The organism is Variovorax sp. GW821-FHT06D12 (genome assembly GCF_059419205.1).
Map to the genome: position 1 here is coordinate 101,068 of NZ_JBWKRI010000004.1, position 14,778 is coordinate 115,845.

The 14,778-nt window shown below is 69.9% G+C and carries 14 protein-coding genes; 10 read left to right on the forward strand and 4 right to left on the reverse strand.

All coding sequences use genetic code 11. The features are described from left to right. Nucleotides 1-8 precede the first annotated feature (8 nt). The 5 genes from AC07SQ_RS14145 to AC07SQ_RS14165 all read left to right on the forward strand — a co-directional run bounded on the left by AC07SQ_RS14145 (nucleotide 9) and on the right by AC07SQ_RS14165 (nucleotide 6,114). On the forward strand, nucleotides 9-1,670 hold the full coding sequence (locus AC07SQ_RS14145; RefSeq protein WP_095743184.1) for an L-lactate permease: 1,662 nt from the start codon (nucleotides 9-11) through the stop codon (nucleotides 1,668-1,670). A gap of 14 nt (nucleotides 1,671-1,684) precedes the next feature. Next, nucleotides 1,685-3,187: an FAD-linked oxidase C-terminal domain-containing protein gene (locus AC07SQ_RS14150; protein WP_070063526.1), complete on the forward strand. Its 1,503-nt coding sequence runs from the start codon at nucleotides 1,685-1,687 to the stop codon at nucleotides 3,185-3,187. 7 nt (nucleotides 3,188-3,194) lie between these two features. Further along, nucleotides 3,195-4,319 (forward strand): glycolate oxidase subunit GlcE, encoded by a 1,125-nt coding sequence (glcE, locus tag AC07SQ_RS14155; protein WP_495273207.1) that lies wholly within the window; start codon nucleotides 3,195-3,197, stop codon nucleotides 4,317-4,319. Between the two features lie 24 nt (nucleotides 4,320-4,343). Then, the gene (glcF, locus tag AC07SQ_RS14160) at nucleotides 4,344-5,582 is read left to right on the forward strand and encodes a glycolate oxidase subunit GlcF (protein ID WP_495273208.1); all 1,239 of its coding nucleotides are present in this window, start codon (nucleotides 4,344-4,346) and stop codon (nucleotides 5,580-5,582) included. 97 nt (nucleotides 5,583-5,679) lie between these two features. After that, on the forward strand, nucleotides 5,680-6,114 hold the full coding sequence (locus AC07SQ_RS14165) for a carboxypeptidase regulatory-like domain-containing protein (protein ID WP_495273209.1): 435 nt from the start codon (nucleotides 5,680-5,682) through the stop codon (nucleotides 6,112-6,114). Nucleotides 6,115-6,117: 3 nt separating this feature from the next. Here the strand turns inward: AC07SQ_RS14165 and AC07SQ_RS14170 are convergent, their stop codons facing one another. From AC07SQ_RS14170 to lplT, 3 genes are read right to left on the reverse strand one after another with little or no spacing between them, the layout of a single operon-like run. Then, the gene (locus AC07SQ_RS14170) at nucleotides 6,118-6,606 is read right to left on the reverse strand and encodes a glutathione peroxidase (RefSeq protein WP_070063522.1); all 489 of its coding nucleotides are present in this window, start codon (nucleotides 6,604-6,606) and stop codon (nucleotides 6,118-6,120) included. Between the two features lie 12 nt (nucleotides 6,607-6,618). Then, nucleotides 6,619-7,509, reverse strand: coding sequence for a DMT family transporter (locus tag AC07SQ_RS14175; RefSeq protein WP_495273210.1), 891 nt, complete (start codon nucleotides 7,507-7,509; stop codon nucleotides 6,619-6,621). A gap of 60 nt (nucleotides 7,510-7,569) precedes the next feature. Continuing rightward, a complete protein-coding gene (lplT, locus tag AC07SQ_RS14180) occupies nucleotides 7,570-8,874 on the reverse strand; it encodes a lysophospholipid transporter LplT (protein ID WP_062476894.1) in 1,305 nt (434 codons plus the stop codon). A 171-nt stretch (nucleotides 8,875-9,045) separates the two neighbouring features. Between lplT and alr the strand changes: the two genes are divergently transcribed. Both alr and AC07SQ_RS14190 read left to right on the forward strand, forming a co-directional pair. Next, entirely contained in the window at nucleotides 9,046-10,143 is a 1,098-nt protein-coding gene (alr, locus tag AC07SQ_RS14185) for an alanine racemase (protein WP_070063521.1), read from the forward strand. Nucleotide 10,144: 1 nt separating this feature from the next. Beyond that, nucleotides 10,145-10,882 carry a hypothetical protein gene (locus AC07SQ_RS14190; protein ID WP_495273211.1) on the forward strand — a complete coding sequence of 246 codons (738 nt, stop codon included), beginning with the start codon at nucleotides 10,145-10,147 and terminating at the stop codon, nucleotides 10,880-10,882. Here AC07SQ_RS14190 and AC07SQ_RS14195 read toward each other — a convergent pair. Then, entirely contained in the window at nucleotides 10,860-11,741 is an 882-nt protein-coding gene (locus AC07SQ_RS14195; RefSeq protein WP_495273266.1) for a LysR family transcriptional regulator, read from the reverse strand. The two genes, AC07SQ_RS14190 and AC07SQ_RS14195, sit on opposite strands and share 23 nt — an antisense overlap. A 141-nt stretch (nucleotides 11,742-11,882) precedes the next feature. On the opposite strand from AC07SQ_RS14195, the gene AC07SQ_RS14200 reads away from it, so the two are divergent. From AC07SQ_RS14200 to AC07SQ_RS14210, 3 genes are all read left to right on the forward strand, one after another. Further along, nucleotides 11,883-12,839, forward strand: coding sequence for a DMT family transporter (locus tag AC07SQ_RS14200; RefSeq protein ID WP_495273212.1), 957 nt, complete (start codon nucleotides 11,883-11,885; stop codon nucleotides 12,837-12,839). Nucleotides 12,840-12,935: 96 nt separating this feature from the next. Next, nucleotides 12,936-13,649 (forward strand): YebC/PmpR family DNA-binding transcriptional regulator, encoded by a 714-nt coding sequence (locus AC07SQ_RS14205; protein ID WP_095949820.1) that lies wholly within the window; start codon nucleotides 12,936-12,938, stop codon nucleotides 13,647-13,649. Nucleotides 13,650-13,977: 328 nt separating this feature from the next. Then, nucleotides 13,978-14,772 carry a hypothetical protein gene (locus AC07SQ_RS14210; RefSeq protein ID WP_495273213.1) on the forward strand — a complete coding sequence of 265 codons (795 nt, stop codon included), beginning with the start codon at nucleotides 13,978-13,980 and terminating at the stop codon, nucleotides 14,770-14,772. The last annotated feature ends 6 nt before the right edge of the window (nucleotides 14,773-14,778 follow it).

Below are 14,778 nucleotides of genomic sequence, written 5' to 3' on the forward strand. Positions count from 1 at the left end.
GACAACGCATGACCTGGCAGCAGATCTACGACCCGTTCGGCAACATGATCATTTCCACCGCGCTCGCCGCGATCCCGGTGGTGGTGATGCTTGCGTGCCTCGGCTTCTTTCACATCAAGGCCCACATCGCCGCCGGCCTGGGCCTGCTGGCGGCGCTGGCCGTCGCCGTGTTCGCCTACGGCATGCCGGCCGAGATGGCCGGGCGCGCCGCGCTCTTCGGCGGCTTCACGGGCCTGCTGCCGATCGGCTGGATCGTGCTGAACATCATCTTCCTGCAGCAGCTGGCCGAACAGAACGGCAGCTTCAAGGTGCTGCAGGACTCGCTCTCGGGCATCACCGAAGACCGCCGCATCCAGCTGTTGCTGATCGCCTTCTGCTTCGGCGCGTTCTTCGAGGGCGCGGCGGGCTTCGGCACGCCGGTGGCGGTCACGGCCGGCATCCTCATCGGCCTGGGCTTCTCGCCGCTGGCCGCCTCGGGCCTCTCGCTGATCGCCAACACCGCGCCGGTCGCCTTCGGCGCGCTCGGCACGCCGGTGATCACGCTGGCCAAGGTTCACGGCTACGACCTGATGGAAGTCACCGCGATGATCGGCCGGCAGCTGCCGTTCTTCTCGCTGCTGGTGCCGTTCTGGCTGGTGTGGGCCTTCGCCGGACGCAAGGCGATGATGGAAGTGTGGCCCGCCATCCTGGTCACGGGGGTGTCGTTCGCGGTGCCGCAGTACCTGGTGTCGAACTTCATCGGCCCCGAGCTGGTCGACATCATCGCGGCCATCGTGTCGATGGCCAGCCTGGTGCTGTTCCTGCGCGTGTGGCAGCCGAAGAATGTGTGGCGCTCGCCCTCGCTGCGCGGCAAGGACGTGAGCGCGCACGAGGCCAAGCCGCCGGCCGCCATCGTCGTGCACAGCCGCGAGGCGCTGGTGCGCGCGTGGATGCCCTGGGTGATTCTTTCGGTGTTCGTCTTCATCTGGGGCCTGCCGTCGGTGAAGACCGCGCTCAACGGCGTGTTCGCGCCCTCGTTCCCGATGGGCGGGCTGCACAACCTGATCGAGAAGATGCCGCCGGTGGTGACGGCGCCCACCAAGGAAGGCGCGGTGTACGTGCTGAACCTGCTGTCGGCCACGGGCACCGGCATCCTCCTGTCGGCGATCGTGAGCGCGCTGTTCATGAAGTACAACCCCGTCGAGATCGTGCGCACCTTCTTTCGCACGCTCTGGATGGTGCGCTACTCGCTCATGACCATCGTGCTGATGCTCGCGCTGGGCACGCTCACGCGCTACTCGGGCACCGACACCACGCTGGGCCTGGCCTTCGCCAACACCGGCGTGTTCTATCCCTTCTTCGGCACGCTCATGGGCTGGATCGGCGTGGCCATGACCGGCTCCGACACCGCGTCGAACGTGCTCTTCGGCGGCATGCAGAAGGTCGCGGCCGAGCAGCTCGGCCTGGCGCCCAACCTCATGGGCGCGGCCAACAGCTCGGGCGGCGTGATGGGTAAGATGATCGACGCCCAGTCGATCGTGGTGGCCTCCACCGCCACGCGGTGGTTCAATCACGAAGGCGACATCCTGCGCTACGTGTTCTTCCACTCGATCGCGCTGGCCTCGCTGGTCGGCCTGTACGTGACGCTGCAGGCCTATGTGTGGCCATTCACCCTGATGGTCGTCCGCTGAAAGTTGTTCCCGCCATGAATGCTCCCGTCACGACCGACCAGCACACGCAGCTGTCGAAGGCGGAGCGCCAGGCGCAGGTGGTGCGGGCGCTGCAGGCGCACCTGCCCGCGCATGCGCTCATCTGGCACGCCGAAGACACCACGCCCTACGAGTGCGACGGCCTCACGGCCTATCGCCAGCGCCCGCTGGTGGTGGCCCTGCCCGAGACCGAGGCGCAGGTGGCCGCCGTGCTGCGCGCCTGCCATGCGCTGGCCGTGCCCGTGGTGGCGCGCGGCGCCGGCACCGGGCTCTCGGGCGGCGCCATGCCGCACGCGCTGGGCGTGACGCTGTCGCTGGCCAAGTTCAATCGCATCCTGAAGGTCGACCCCGTGAGCCGCACGGCCGTCGTGCAGTGCGGCGTGCGCAACCTCGCCATCAGCGAGGCCGCCGCGCCCTTCAACCTGTACTACGCGCCCGATCCGTCGAGCCAGATCGCCTGCACCATCGGCGGCAACGTGGCCGAGAACTCGGGCGGCGTGCACTGCCTGAAGTACGGCCTTACGCTGCACAACGTGCTGCGCGTGCGCGGCTTCACGGCCGAGGGCGAACCCATCGAGTTCGGCGGCGAGGCGCTCGATGCGCCGGGGCTCGACCTGCTCGCGCTGGCCATCGGCAGCGAAGGCATGCTGGCCGTGACCACCGAGGTCACGGTGAAGCTCGTGCCCAAGCCGCAGCTGGCGCGCTGCATCATGGCCAGCTTCGACGACGTGCGCAAAGCCGGCGACGCGGTCGCGGCGGTGATCGCGGCAGGCATCATCCCGGCCGGCCTGGAGATGATGGACAAGCCCATGACCGCCGCCGTCGAAGACTTCGTGCACGCGGGCTACGACCTCGACGCCGCCGCCATCCTGCTGTGCGAATCGGACGGCACGCCGGAAGAAGTGGAAGAAGAAATCGGCCGCATGACCGAGGTGCTGCGCGGTTGCGGCGCCACCGCCATCGCCGTGAGCACCAGCGAAGATGAGCGCATGAAGTTCTGGAGCGGCCGCAAGAACGCCTTTCCGGCGTCGGGCCGCATCAGCCCCGACTACATGTGCCTGGACTCGACCATCCCGCGCAAGCGGCTCGCCGACATCCTGCTGGCGATCCAGGAGATGGAGAAAAAATACAACCTGCGCTGCTGCAACGTGTTCCACGCGGGCGACGGCAACCTGCACCCGCTGGTGCTGTTCGATGCCAACGACCCCGACGAGCTGCACCGCTGCGAGCTGTTCGGCGCCGACATCCTCGAGACCAGCGTCGCCATGGGCGGCACCGTCTCGGGCGAGCACGGCGTGGGCGTGGAAAAGCTCAACAGCATGTGCGTGCAGTTCACCGCGGCCGAGAACGAGCAGATGTTCGGCATCAAGCGCGCCTTCGACCCCGCCGGGCTGCTCAACCCCGGCAAGGTGATTCCCACGCTGCAGCGCTGCGCCGAGTACGGCAAGGAAGTGGTGCGCGGCGGCCGGCTGGCGCATCCCGACCTGCCGAGATTCTGAGAGCTTCATGAACACGGATACCGCCCTCCAGCAGGTCGTCGAGCGCGTGCGCGCCGCCGCGGCCGATGCCACATCGCTGCGCCTGCGCGGCGGTGGCACCAAGGATTTTTATGGCCAGCCACCGCGCGGCGAGTTGCTCGACCTGCGCGCGCTCGCCGGCATCACGAGCTACGAGCCGAGCGAGCTGGTCGTCACCGTGCGCGCCGGCACGCCACTGGCCGAGCTCGAGGCCGCGCTCGCTGAACAAGGCCAGTGCCTGCCCTTCGAGCCGCCGTGCTTCGATGCCGGCGGCACGGTGGGCGGCATGGTCGCCGCCGGCCTCAGCGGCCCGTCGCGCGCCAGCGTGGGCGCGGTGCGCGATTACGTGCTCGGCGCCACGCTCATCAACGGCCGCGCCGAGGTGCTGAGCTTCGGCGGCCAGGTGATGAAGAACGTCGCCGGCTACGACGTCTCGCGCGTGCTGGCGGGTTCGCTCGGCACGCTGGGCGTGATCGCCGAAGTGAGCCTCAAGGTGCTGCCCGTGGCGCCCGCCGAGGCCACGCTCGCCTTCGCCTGCAGCCAGGCCGATGCGCTGCGCCTGCTCAACGAGTGGGGCGGACGCCCGCTGCCGCTGAACGCGAGCAGCTGGTTCGAACACGCGCCCGGCGCGGGCGTGCTGCGCCTGCGGCTGCGCGGTGCCGTGGCAGCCGTCGAAGCGGCGTGCGCGCAGCTCGGCGGCGAGCGCCAGGACCCGGTGCGCGCGGCCGCCGGCTGGGCCGCGCTGCGCGACCAGCGCATGCCGTGGTTCGCACTCGACGAAGCCGGGTCGCTGGCGCTGTGGCGGCTGTCGGTGCCGCAGACCGCGCCGGTGATCGCCATCGACGGCTGCGCCGCGCCGCTGGTCGAATGGCACGGCGGGCAGCGCTGGTACCTCGCGCCGCCCGCGCAGGCTGCGCGCTTGCGCGAGGCCGCGCAGGCAGCGGGCGGCCATGCCACGCTGTTCCGCGTGCCCGCGGCGCAAGCGGCCGACTGCAACGTGCCGCGCTTCGACGCACTGAGCGCGCCAGTGGCACGCATCCATCGCGCGCTGATGCAGGAGTTCGATCCGCACGGGGTCTTCGACCGCGGCCGGCTCTTCGCAGGCGATCAATAAAAAAAGAAACGACACCACCCCGCGATGCAAACCGAACTAGCCCCCGAATTCCGCGACACCGATGCGGGCCGCGAAGCCGAAGCCATCCTGCGCAAGTGCGTGCACTGCGGCTTCTGCACCGCCACCTGCCCGACCTACCAGCTGCTCGGCGACGAGCTCGACGGGCCGCGCGGGCGCATCTACCTCATCAAGCAGGTGCTCGAAGGCCACGCGCCCACGCGCAGCACGCAGCTGCACCTCGATCGCTGCCTCACCTGCCGCAACTGCGAAAGCACCTGCCCGAGCGGCGTGCAGTACGGGAACCTGGTCGACATCGGCCGCAAGATCGTCGACGAAAAAGTGCCGCGCCCCGCGATGGAGTCGGCCACGCGCTGGCTGCTCAAGGAAGCGTTGCCATCGCCGCTGTTCGGCCCCGCGATGGCGCTGGGCCAGTCGGTGCGCGGCCTGCTGCCCGAAGCACTGAAGGCCAAGGTGCCCGCGAAGCAGGACGCCGGCCGCTGGCCCACCGCCACGCATGCGCGCAAGGTGCTGATGCTCGCGGGCTGCGTGCAGCCGTCGATGGCGCCCAACATCAACAGCGCCACCGCGCGCGTGCTCGACGCGGCCGGCATCCAGGCCGTGATGGCGCCCAAGGCAGGCTGCTGCGGCGCCGTGAAGTTCCACCTCAACGACCAGGAGGGCGGCAAGGCGCAGATGCGCGCCAACATCGATGCGTGGTGGCCCTTCGTCGAACGCAACGAGGTCGAGGCGATCGTGATGAACGCCTCGGGCTGCGGCGTCACCGTGCGCGAGTACGGCCACCTGCTGCAGCACGACGCGGCCTATGCCGCCAAGGCCGCGCGCATCAGCGCCCTCACGCGCGACCTGAGCGAGCTGCTGCCCGAGCTCGTGCCCGCGCTGCAGGGCCGCGTGCGCGCGCCCGAAGGCGTGGTCGCCTACCACCCGCCCTGCACGCTGCAGCACGGCCAGAAGCTGCGCGGCGGCGTCGAGACGCACCTGCGCGCGCTCGGCTTCGACGTGCGCGTGGCGATGAACGAATCGCACCTGTGCTGCGGCTCGGCCGGCACCTACTCGGTGCTGCAGCCCGAGCTGGCCTACCCGCTGCGCGACCGCAAGCTCGGCCACCTGAAGCAGCTGCAGCCCACGACCATCGCCTCGGCCAACATCGGCTGCATCACGCACCTGCAAAGCGGCAGCGGCGACACGCCCGTGCGGCACTGGGTCGAGCTGCTCGACGCGGCGCTGCAGACGCCCGCAGGGTAGGGCGCGCGCGCACGGCAGGGTACGTTGCCGTCCGACGTGCGCACCGCGCGTCGGGGCGCATCATGGCGGACCGAAGACGCTGCAAGGAGTTCGTGCCATGTCTTTCGTTTCTGCTTTTCCGCTGCGCCGCGCGTTGCTGGCCGCCGCCTGCATCGCCGGCACCGTCGCCGCGCAGGCGCAGCAGCCGCCCTCGGCCCTGCCGCCCTGGCAGGGCATCGGCACCACGCGCTACGTGTGCGGCGGCATCGGCTCCGACGAGTCGAACGCCATGCGCGCCGCCATGAAGAACCACCCGCTGTCGCTGCTGTTCGCGCGCGCCGACGGGGCGTATCTGGCCAACCTGAATGTCGCGATCAAGGGCGGCGACGCGAACTCGTCCGCCGCCATGGCCTTCACCGCCACCGGCCCGGTGTGCCTCATCGACGTGCCGGCGGGGCGCTATGTGATCGACGTGAGCACGTCGACGGGCGAAACCAAGAGCCAGACCGTGACGGTCGGCGGTGGGCCGAAGAGCGCCGATTTCCGCTTCTGAACTTCAGCCGGCGGCCAGCGCCGCCTCGATGTCGCGCGTGAGCGAGGCCGGCGTGTCCAGCGGCGCGTAGCGCTTGAGCACCGCGCCGTCGCGCCCGACCAGGAACTTGGTGAAGTTCCACTTGATGGCCGTGCTGCCCAGCAGGCCCGGCTTTTCCTTGGTGAGCCACTGGTACAGCGGCAGCGCGTTGCTGCCGTTGACGTCGATCTTCTCCATCATCGGGAAGCTCACGCCGTAGTTGGTCATGCAGAAGGCGCCGATTTCCTCGTTGGTGCCCGGGTCCTGCCCGCCGAACTGGTTGGAGGGAAAGCCCAGCACCGCGAGGCCCTGGCCGGCGTACTTTTCGTGCAGCGCTTCCAGGCCTTCGAACTGCGGCGTGAAGCCGCAGTTGCTCGCCGTGTTGACGATCAGCAGCACCTTGCCGCGGAAGGTCGAGAGCTTCACCGGCTTGCCGTCGATGCGGGTGGCCTGGAAGTCGTAGACGCTGGTCATGGAGAGAGCTCCTCAGGTGGACGCGGAAACGCCATCATCGCGCGCGGGCGGGGTTCGCGCAAACGCCGACCACACCGCGCCCAGCACGATCAGCGCGCCGCCGACGAGGATGCGCGAGTTCATGGTGGACGCGCCCAGCGCCACCGACGAGACGCTGGCGAACAGCACTTCCGACAGCATGATCACCGAGGTCGCGCTGGCCGCCAGCTTGGGTGCGCCGTACTGCAGGCACACGTTGGCGACGATGAAGCCCGTGCCCAGCAGCGCGGCCCAGCCCAGCCAGCCCGGCGAGGCGAGCAGCGGCGAATCGATGCCGCCGAACGCGGTGCCGCTCACCGCGCCGACGCCCGCCACCACCGTGCAGCCCCAGAACATGGCCAGCGCGCGCGACTCGCCCGGCGCATGGCGCAGGTGGCGCAGCACGATGTTGGTCACCGCAAAGCCGAAGCCCGCCGCCACGCCCAGCCAGTCGGGCAGGCTCGAGGGCACCGGCCAGTCGGTGCCCGGCGCCTTCAGCACCACCACCACGCCGGTGAGCGCCAGCGCCACGCGCATCAGCGCACCGCCCGTGGGCCGCTCGCCCAGCAGCAGCCAGGCCAGCAGCACGCTCCACAGCGGCATCAGATAGAACAGCAGCACCACGCGCACCACGTCGCCCTGCGTCACGGCCCAGTTGAAGCCCACGTTGGTGAAGCCCGCTGCGAGGCCCAGTGCCACCAGCATCGGGAACGTGGCGAAGGCTTTCCAGGCGTGGCGGCGCACGACGCCCATCGCCGTGGCGATGACGAGGTAGATCAGGCAGGTGGTCCACAGCGGATGCAGGCCGTGGCTGGCGATCTGGCGGAAGGGAATCCAGGACACGCCCCACACGAAGGCGTTGAACATCAGGGCGAGGGCGGGCATGGGGCGTTGGAGTGGGGGCGCTCGGCGCGCCGGCCATTGCACCAACGCGGTCGCGCGAAATCAGTGGTGCTTGTCGCTGCGGGCGATCGCGAGGAGGTGCTCGACTTCCTCAGGATACTTCTTGAGGTTGTTCTCGTGCCAGCGCTTGATGATCCACATGCAACCCGCCACCACGAGGCCGAAGGCGCTGATCGCGCCGTAGGCCGACAGGCCCAGGCCCGTGCACACGCTGTAGAAGCCGCCCAGCAGAAGAATGCAGGCCTGCTCGTTGAAGTTCTGCACGGCGATGGAGCGGCCCGCGCCCATCAGGTTGTGGCCGCGGTGCTGCAGCAGTGCGTTCATCGGCACCACCAGGAAGCCGCCCAGGCCGCCCAGGATGATGAGGAACGGCACCGCCAGCCAGACGTTGCCGATGAAGTTCATGCAGATCACCATCAGGCCCATCGCGATGCCCATGGGGATCACGCGCGTGGCCATGTCCAGGCGCATGTACATCGAGGCCACGATGGCGCCCACCGCGGTGCCGATGGTCACCACGCCGGTCAGCGCCGAGGCCTGGGTGGTGTTGTATTCGAGCGCCACGGCGGCCCAGGCCAGCACGATGTACTTGAGGTTGCCGCCCGCGCCCCAGAACAGCGTGGTGGTCGCCAGCGAGATCTGGCCCAGCCGGTCGCGCCACAGGCGGGCGTTGCAATGCCAGAAGTCGGGCAGCAGGCCGGCCAGGTTGCGCACCATGCTCTGCTCGGGGTTGGAGCGCAGCGGGCGCATCTCGACGCCGGTGTGCGGGATGCGGGTGTTGAACCAGGCCGCGAGCACGTAGACGAAGATCAGCACCGCAATGGCGGCTTCGGCCGGCGAGTCGATGCCGGTGTCGATGAACGGCAGGTCGATGAGCAGCAGCTGGCTGGACACCGCATGGCCCACCAGCATGCCGCCGAGCACGATGCCCAGCAGGATCGAGGCGATGGTCAGCCCTTCGATCCAGCCGTTGGCCTTGACCAGCTGCGACGACGGCAGCAGCTCGGTGAGGATGCCGTACTTGGCCGGCGAGTAGGCCGCGGCGCCCAGGCCCACGATGGAATACGACAGCAGCGGGTGCGAGCCGAACAGCATCATCAGGCAGCCCACGACCTTGATCGCGTTGCTGATGAACATCACCTTGCCCTTGGGCAGCGCGTCGGCAAAGGCGCCCACCAGCGGGGCCAGCACCACATAGAAGACCGCGAAGATCGGCACCAGGGCGGCCCGCTGCCATTCGGGGGCGCCCGAACTTCGCATGAGATCGACGGCAACGACGAAAAGCGCTTGGTCGGCCAGCGACGAAAAGAACTGGGCCGACATGATCGTGTAAAAACCGCGCTTCATCGATGGGCTGGCTGGCCAGAGGGTCTGCTGGCGGTAGTGAAAAAGTGTCGCGTCAGGCGCGAATGGGCGGTTATAGCATGGGGGTACGACGCGAATTCAGGCATCCCCACGGGATTCGACCCCATTCCCGAAGATGCTAAAACGTGGTCTGAAACCACCCCAACACCCGCCATGCCGCGCCCCATTCTCGCCACCGTCCACACCGCCGCCTTGCGCCACAACCTCGACCGCGCCCGCCGCTCGGCCGTCGACGCCCGTGTCTGGGCCGTGGTCAAGGCCAACGCCTACGGGCACGGCATCGAGCGTGTCTTCGAGGGCCTGCGTGGCGCCGACGGCTTCGCGCTGCTCGACCTGGCCGAGGCCGAGCGCGTGCGCGCGCTGGGCTGGCGCGGCCCGGTGCTGCTGCTCGAAGGCGTGTTCGATGCGCGCGACCTGGAGCTGTGCTCGCGGCTGGACCTGTGGCATTCGGTGCACTGCGACGAGCAGATCGACATGCTCGCGGCCCACAAGACCCTCAAGCCGCAGCGCGTGTTCCTGAAGATGAACTCCGGCATGAACCGCCTGGGCTTCTCGCCCGAGCGTTTCGGCTCGGCCTGGACGCGCCTGAACGCGCTCCCGCAGGTCGACGAGATCTCGCTCATGACGCACTTCAGCGACGCCGACGGCCCGCGCGGCATCGAGCATCAGCTCGAGGTGTTCGAGCGCGCCACGCGCGACCTGCCCGGCGAGCGTTCCATCGCCAACAGCGCCGCCACGCTGCGCCATGCGCCGCGCACGCGCGGCGACTGGGTGCGCCCCGGCATCGTGCTGTACGGCAGTGCCCCCGACTTCCCGGAACACGACGCGGCGCACTGGCAGCTGCAGCCGACCATGACGCTGTCGACCCGGCTCATCTCGGTGCAGACGCTGAAGGCCGGCGACACCATCGGCTACGGCTCGCGCTTTGCGGCCGAGGGCCCGCTCACCATCGGCATCGCGGCGGTCGGCTATGCCGACGGCTACCCGCGCCACTGCGACACCGGCACCCCGGTGCTGGTGAACGGCGTGCGCACCCGCATGGTGGGCCGCGTGAGCATGGACATGATCACCGTCGACCTCACGCCCGTGCCCGATGCCGCCTTCGGCGCCGAGGTCACGCTGTGGGGCCGCTCGGCCCTGACCGGCGCGGTGCTGCCGATCGACGAGGTGGCCCAGGCCGCCGGCACCGTCGGCTACGAACTCATGTGCGCGGTCGCGCCGCGGGTGCCTTTCGCACCCGCCGACGAATGACGTGAAGGTTCTTTCCAACTGGCGCTCCGTGCGCCTGTGGGAAACCCAGGTCGAACGCGACCTGCACCGCGATCACAGCCTGCGCACGCATGGCCTGCTGATCGGCACTTTCACGCTGCTGCTGATGTGGGGCGTCTCGGCGCTGCAGATGCACCTGCTGCATGTCGAGTCGCTGGCCGTGCGCTACCTCGTCACGCTCGGCGTGGGCTATGTCGGGTACCTGTGCGTGCTGCGCTGGTGGGCGCAGCGGCTGGTGGAGCGGCGCACCGAGATCGAAGCGCCCGAAGACCTGGGCGGCACCACGGAAGGCGCTGACGATCCGGGGTGCGTGCCAGACGCCGCCGACGGTGGCAGCGCGCTCTCCGACGTGGCCGGCGGTGCGCTCGACGCCGCGGGCAGCGCCGACGAAGGCGCGATCATCGTCGTGCCGGTGCTCGCCATCTTCCTGCTGTGCGTGGCCGTCGTGCTCGGCGCGGGCTCGCTCGTGCTGCTGTACTTCAGCTGGGACGCGCTGCTGGCCGTGGCGATCGAGGTCGCCTTCTCCTATGTGTCGGCCCGCGCCGCCGTGCGCGTGGCGCGCGAAGGCTGGCTCATGGCGGCGGTGCGGCTCACCTGGAAGCCGCTGCTGGGGGCGGTGGTCTGCGCGGTGGCGCTGGGCGCGCTCATCGATCACTTCATGCCGCAGGTCCACTCGCTGCCCGAGGCCGTGCGCGTGCTCACGGGGAAGGCACCGCGCTGAGCAGGTGCTCGACCAGCACCCGGCACTTGGGCGGCAGGTAGCGGCTGGGCGGGTACATCAGCCACGCGTGCCCCTGGTAGCTGCCCTGCAGCGCCCAGTCGGGCAGCACGCGCACCACGCGGCCGTCGTCCAGCGCCTCGCGCGCCGTGAAGGCCGGCACGCAGGCCACGCCCAGGTCCGCGAGCGCGCCGTCGAGCCGCATCTCGCTGTGGTTGCAGACGTAGCGGCCGTCCACCACCACCTCGACCTCGTCTTCACCGTCTTTTCGAAAGCGCCAGTGGTTGTCGCGCTCGTGCTCGCCCAGCGACAGGCAGCTGTGTGCGCGCAGGTCGTGCGGGTGCGCGATGGCGCCGTGGCGCGCCAGGTAGGCCGGCGTGGCGCACAGGATGTGCTCGACCGCCATCAGCCGCCGCGCCACCAGCCCCTCGGGCGGCGCCGTGGTGAGGCGCACCACGAGGTCGACGCCTTCGCGGATCGGGTCGATGTCGCGGTCGGCCACGATCAGCTGCACGTCCACCGCCGGGTATTGGCGCAGGAAGTCGAGCAGGTGCGGATGCAGCACGCGCCGCGCAAAGGCCTTCGGTGCGCTCAGGCGCACCCGGCCGGCCGGCGTGCGCGCGAACTGCGCGCCGATGTCCATCGCGCCCTGCGCCGCCGCCACCAGCTCGCGGCAGCGTGCAAAAGCCTCGGCGCCGGGCTCCGTGAGCCGCAGCTGGCGCGTGGTGCGCTGCAGCAGCTGCACGCCGATCTCCTGTTCGAGCCGCTTCACCTGCCGGCTCGCGGCCGAGGGCGTGATACCCAGCAGGTCGGCCGCGGCCGAGAAGCTGCCCCGTTCGGCGACCCGCACGAAGGTGACCATCTCGGGCAGCACCTTGAGAAATGAATTCGTTCCGACCACGCAAGAGTCCTGTTCCGGCCGACGGCTGTGCGGCCCTGGTGCCGCCCGGAACAATGCGCCTTCTCTTCTTCTTTCAGGCGCCCCGGGCCGCGGGCAGACAGTATGGATTCAAAGGCGTTGCAAGGTGCGGTCCCGGCGGGGCGCGGGTCGTGGACGGCCGGCTTCGGCCCGGCCGAACTCATGCTGCTGCTCGTGGCGGCGGTCTGGGGCGGCAGCTATGCCGTGGCCAAGCAGGCGACGCAGCAGCTGCCCGTGCTCGAATTCGTCGCGCTGCGCTTCGGCCTCACCTTTCTCGTGCTGCTGCCGGCGCTGCGGCCGCTGTGGCGTGACCCGCAGTGGCGCCAGGGGCTCGCCGTGGGCGGCCTGCTGGGCGCCAACCTGCTCGCCATCTTCCTGTGCGAGACCTTCGGCGTCTCGCTGACCCTGGCGAGCAACGCCGCTTTCCTCATCAGCCTGTGCGTGGCGATCACGCCCTTCGTCGAGTGGTGGCTGCTGGGCCGGCGGCCCGCGCGGCGCGTGTTCTGGGCGGCCGGGCTCTCGGCCGTGGGTGCGGCCCTGCTGTCGGCGCCCTCGCTTGCCGACCTGTCGATGGGGTGGGGCGATGCCCTCATGCTGGCCGCTGCCTGCCTGCGCGCCGTCATGGTGTGCCTCACGCGCCGCCTGGCGGGCCGCCACAACCTGCCGGCGCTCACGCTGACGGCCGTGCAGTCCGGCGTGATGGCGCTGGGCGCGGCGGCGCTGTCGCTGTTGGCCGTGTCCGGCGGCGGCACTTGGCACCTGCCGCCCGCCACGGCCGGTTTCTGGTGGGGCATGGCGTACCTCGTGCTGCTGTGCACCGTGTTCGCCTTTTTCGCGCAGAACCACGCGGCCTCGCGCAGCAGCCCGAGCCGGGTGTCGCTGCTCATGGGCAGCGAGCCGGTGTTCGGCGCGGCCATCGCGGCGCTCGGGCTGGGCGAGCGCATCGGCGCCTGGGGCTGGGCCGGCGGCCTGCTGATCGTGGGCGCCGCCCTGTGGGTGAGCCTGGCGCCGGAGGAGGGCGAACAGAAGCGGCGCCCCTGACGGCGGAAGGGGGCCGGCTGGGCGCGGCCCCCGGCTCGTGGCATCCTCGGGGGCTGCGGCGTTTCGCCGCCCCCCACAACACCAAGGAATGCAGACATGGGCGCGCAATGGAAAGCCAAGCACAAGGACGTGGCCGCGAATGCCAAGGGCCGGCTGTTCGGCAAGCTGGCCAAGGAAATCATGATCGCCGCGCGCAACGGCGCCGACCCGGCCTCGAACGCACGGCTGCGGCTGGTCGTCGAACAGGCCCGCAAGGTCTCGATGCCGAAGGACACGCTCGACCGCGCCATCAAGAAGGGCGCCGGGCTCACGGGCGAGGCGGTGCACTTCGACCACGTCATGTACGAGGGCTTCGCCCCGCACCGCGTGGCCGTGATGGTCGAGTGCCTGACCGACAACGTGAACCGCACCGCGCCTGAAATGCGCGTGCTGTTCCGCAAGGGCCAGCTCGGCACCTCCGGCTCGGTTTCGTGGGACTTCGACCACCTCGGCATGATCGAAGCCGAGCCCGCCAGCAAGGACGCCGACGCCGAAGTGGCCGCCATCGAAGCCGGTGCGCAGGACTTCGAGCCCGGCGCCGAAGACGGCACCACCCTGTTCCTGACCGAGCCCGCCGACCTCGACCTCGTGAGCCGCGCACTGCCGGCCCAGGGCTTCACAGTGTTGTCGGCCAAGCTGGGCTACCGGCCGAAGAACCCCGTTGATCCTGCGAGCCTGAGCGCTGCCGACCTCGAAGAGGTCGAGGCGTTTCTTGCGGCCATCGACGCGAACGACGACGTGCAGAACGTGTACGTCGGGTTGGCGGGTTGAGCGCCTGATACTCAGGGCGACGCTCCCGCCGACGGGGCACCTTGCTCCGCGAATGTCCTCCGCCCTTCGGGCTCCCCCTTAATTTCGCTGCGCAAGGCACCCCATCGACGTGAGCGTTGGGCAGTGCGGCTGTTGATCGGCCGCACACCACCGCCGCGTCCCGTGCGCAGGACACTGGGTGCTTCCCGCAGCGAAATCAAGGAGGAGGCCGCAGGCCGGAGGACATTCGCGGAGGGAAGTACCCGGTGGCCTGTGCACACGCCCTGAACCTCCCCGCATGAACTGAGCACGCCGCCGGAGACAATCCGCGCCGGAGGAAAACAGTTCAATGACCCATTCGACGAAGAAACGAACGCCGTCGCGTGCCACACGGCATGCCCTCGGCCTGGCACTGGCCATCGCCGGCTTCTCGGCGCAAGCCCAGACCGAAGCGGCCGCACCGCCCATGGCCGCAGCCTCGGCACCCGCCGAAGCCACCCCAGCCGCACCCCCATCCCAAACTCGCGTGCGCTACCTGCGCATGCCCCAGCAGAGCGGCGCCGACCACCTGCGCGTGGTGCGGCGCGAAGACACGGTGGGCCGCGTGGCCGGCCAGGTCGCGTTGAACGTCGCGTTCGCCGTGCTCGGCACCGGCGCGGCCGTGCAGGGTTTCTCGAAGGACGGCCTTGGCGGCACCACGCTCGAAGCGTTGCGCGACGACCCGGTGAGCGTCAACCCGGCGATGAGCGACCTGCAGGAGGCCCTGAGCAAGATCGCCTCCGACATCTACCGCCGCCGCACCGAGACCGCGCTCGCCACCGCGCTGACCGACGGTTCGACGCCTGAAGAGATCGAGGCCGCGCGCCAGACGCAGAAGGAGGCCGACTCGCCGTTGGTCCCGGGGTCGTGGCACCTCGTCTACGAAAACCTGATGGGCTCGGACGAACTGTTCCGGCTCAAGTACGGCGCCTCGCTGGGGCGCGCGGGCTTCATGCGCCCGCCGATCGGCTGCAGCTACGAATCGGAGCCGCTGGCCTGGACCCAGTGGCAGGCCGACGGCTGGCAGCGGCTGCGCGAGGAACGCGTGAAGATCGTGGCCCGTTGCGTCGAGGCCATCGGCGCCGCGCCCGAAAACCGCTGGTAATCAGCG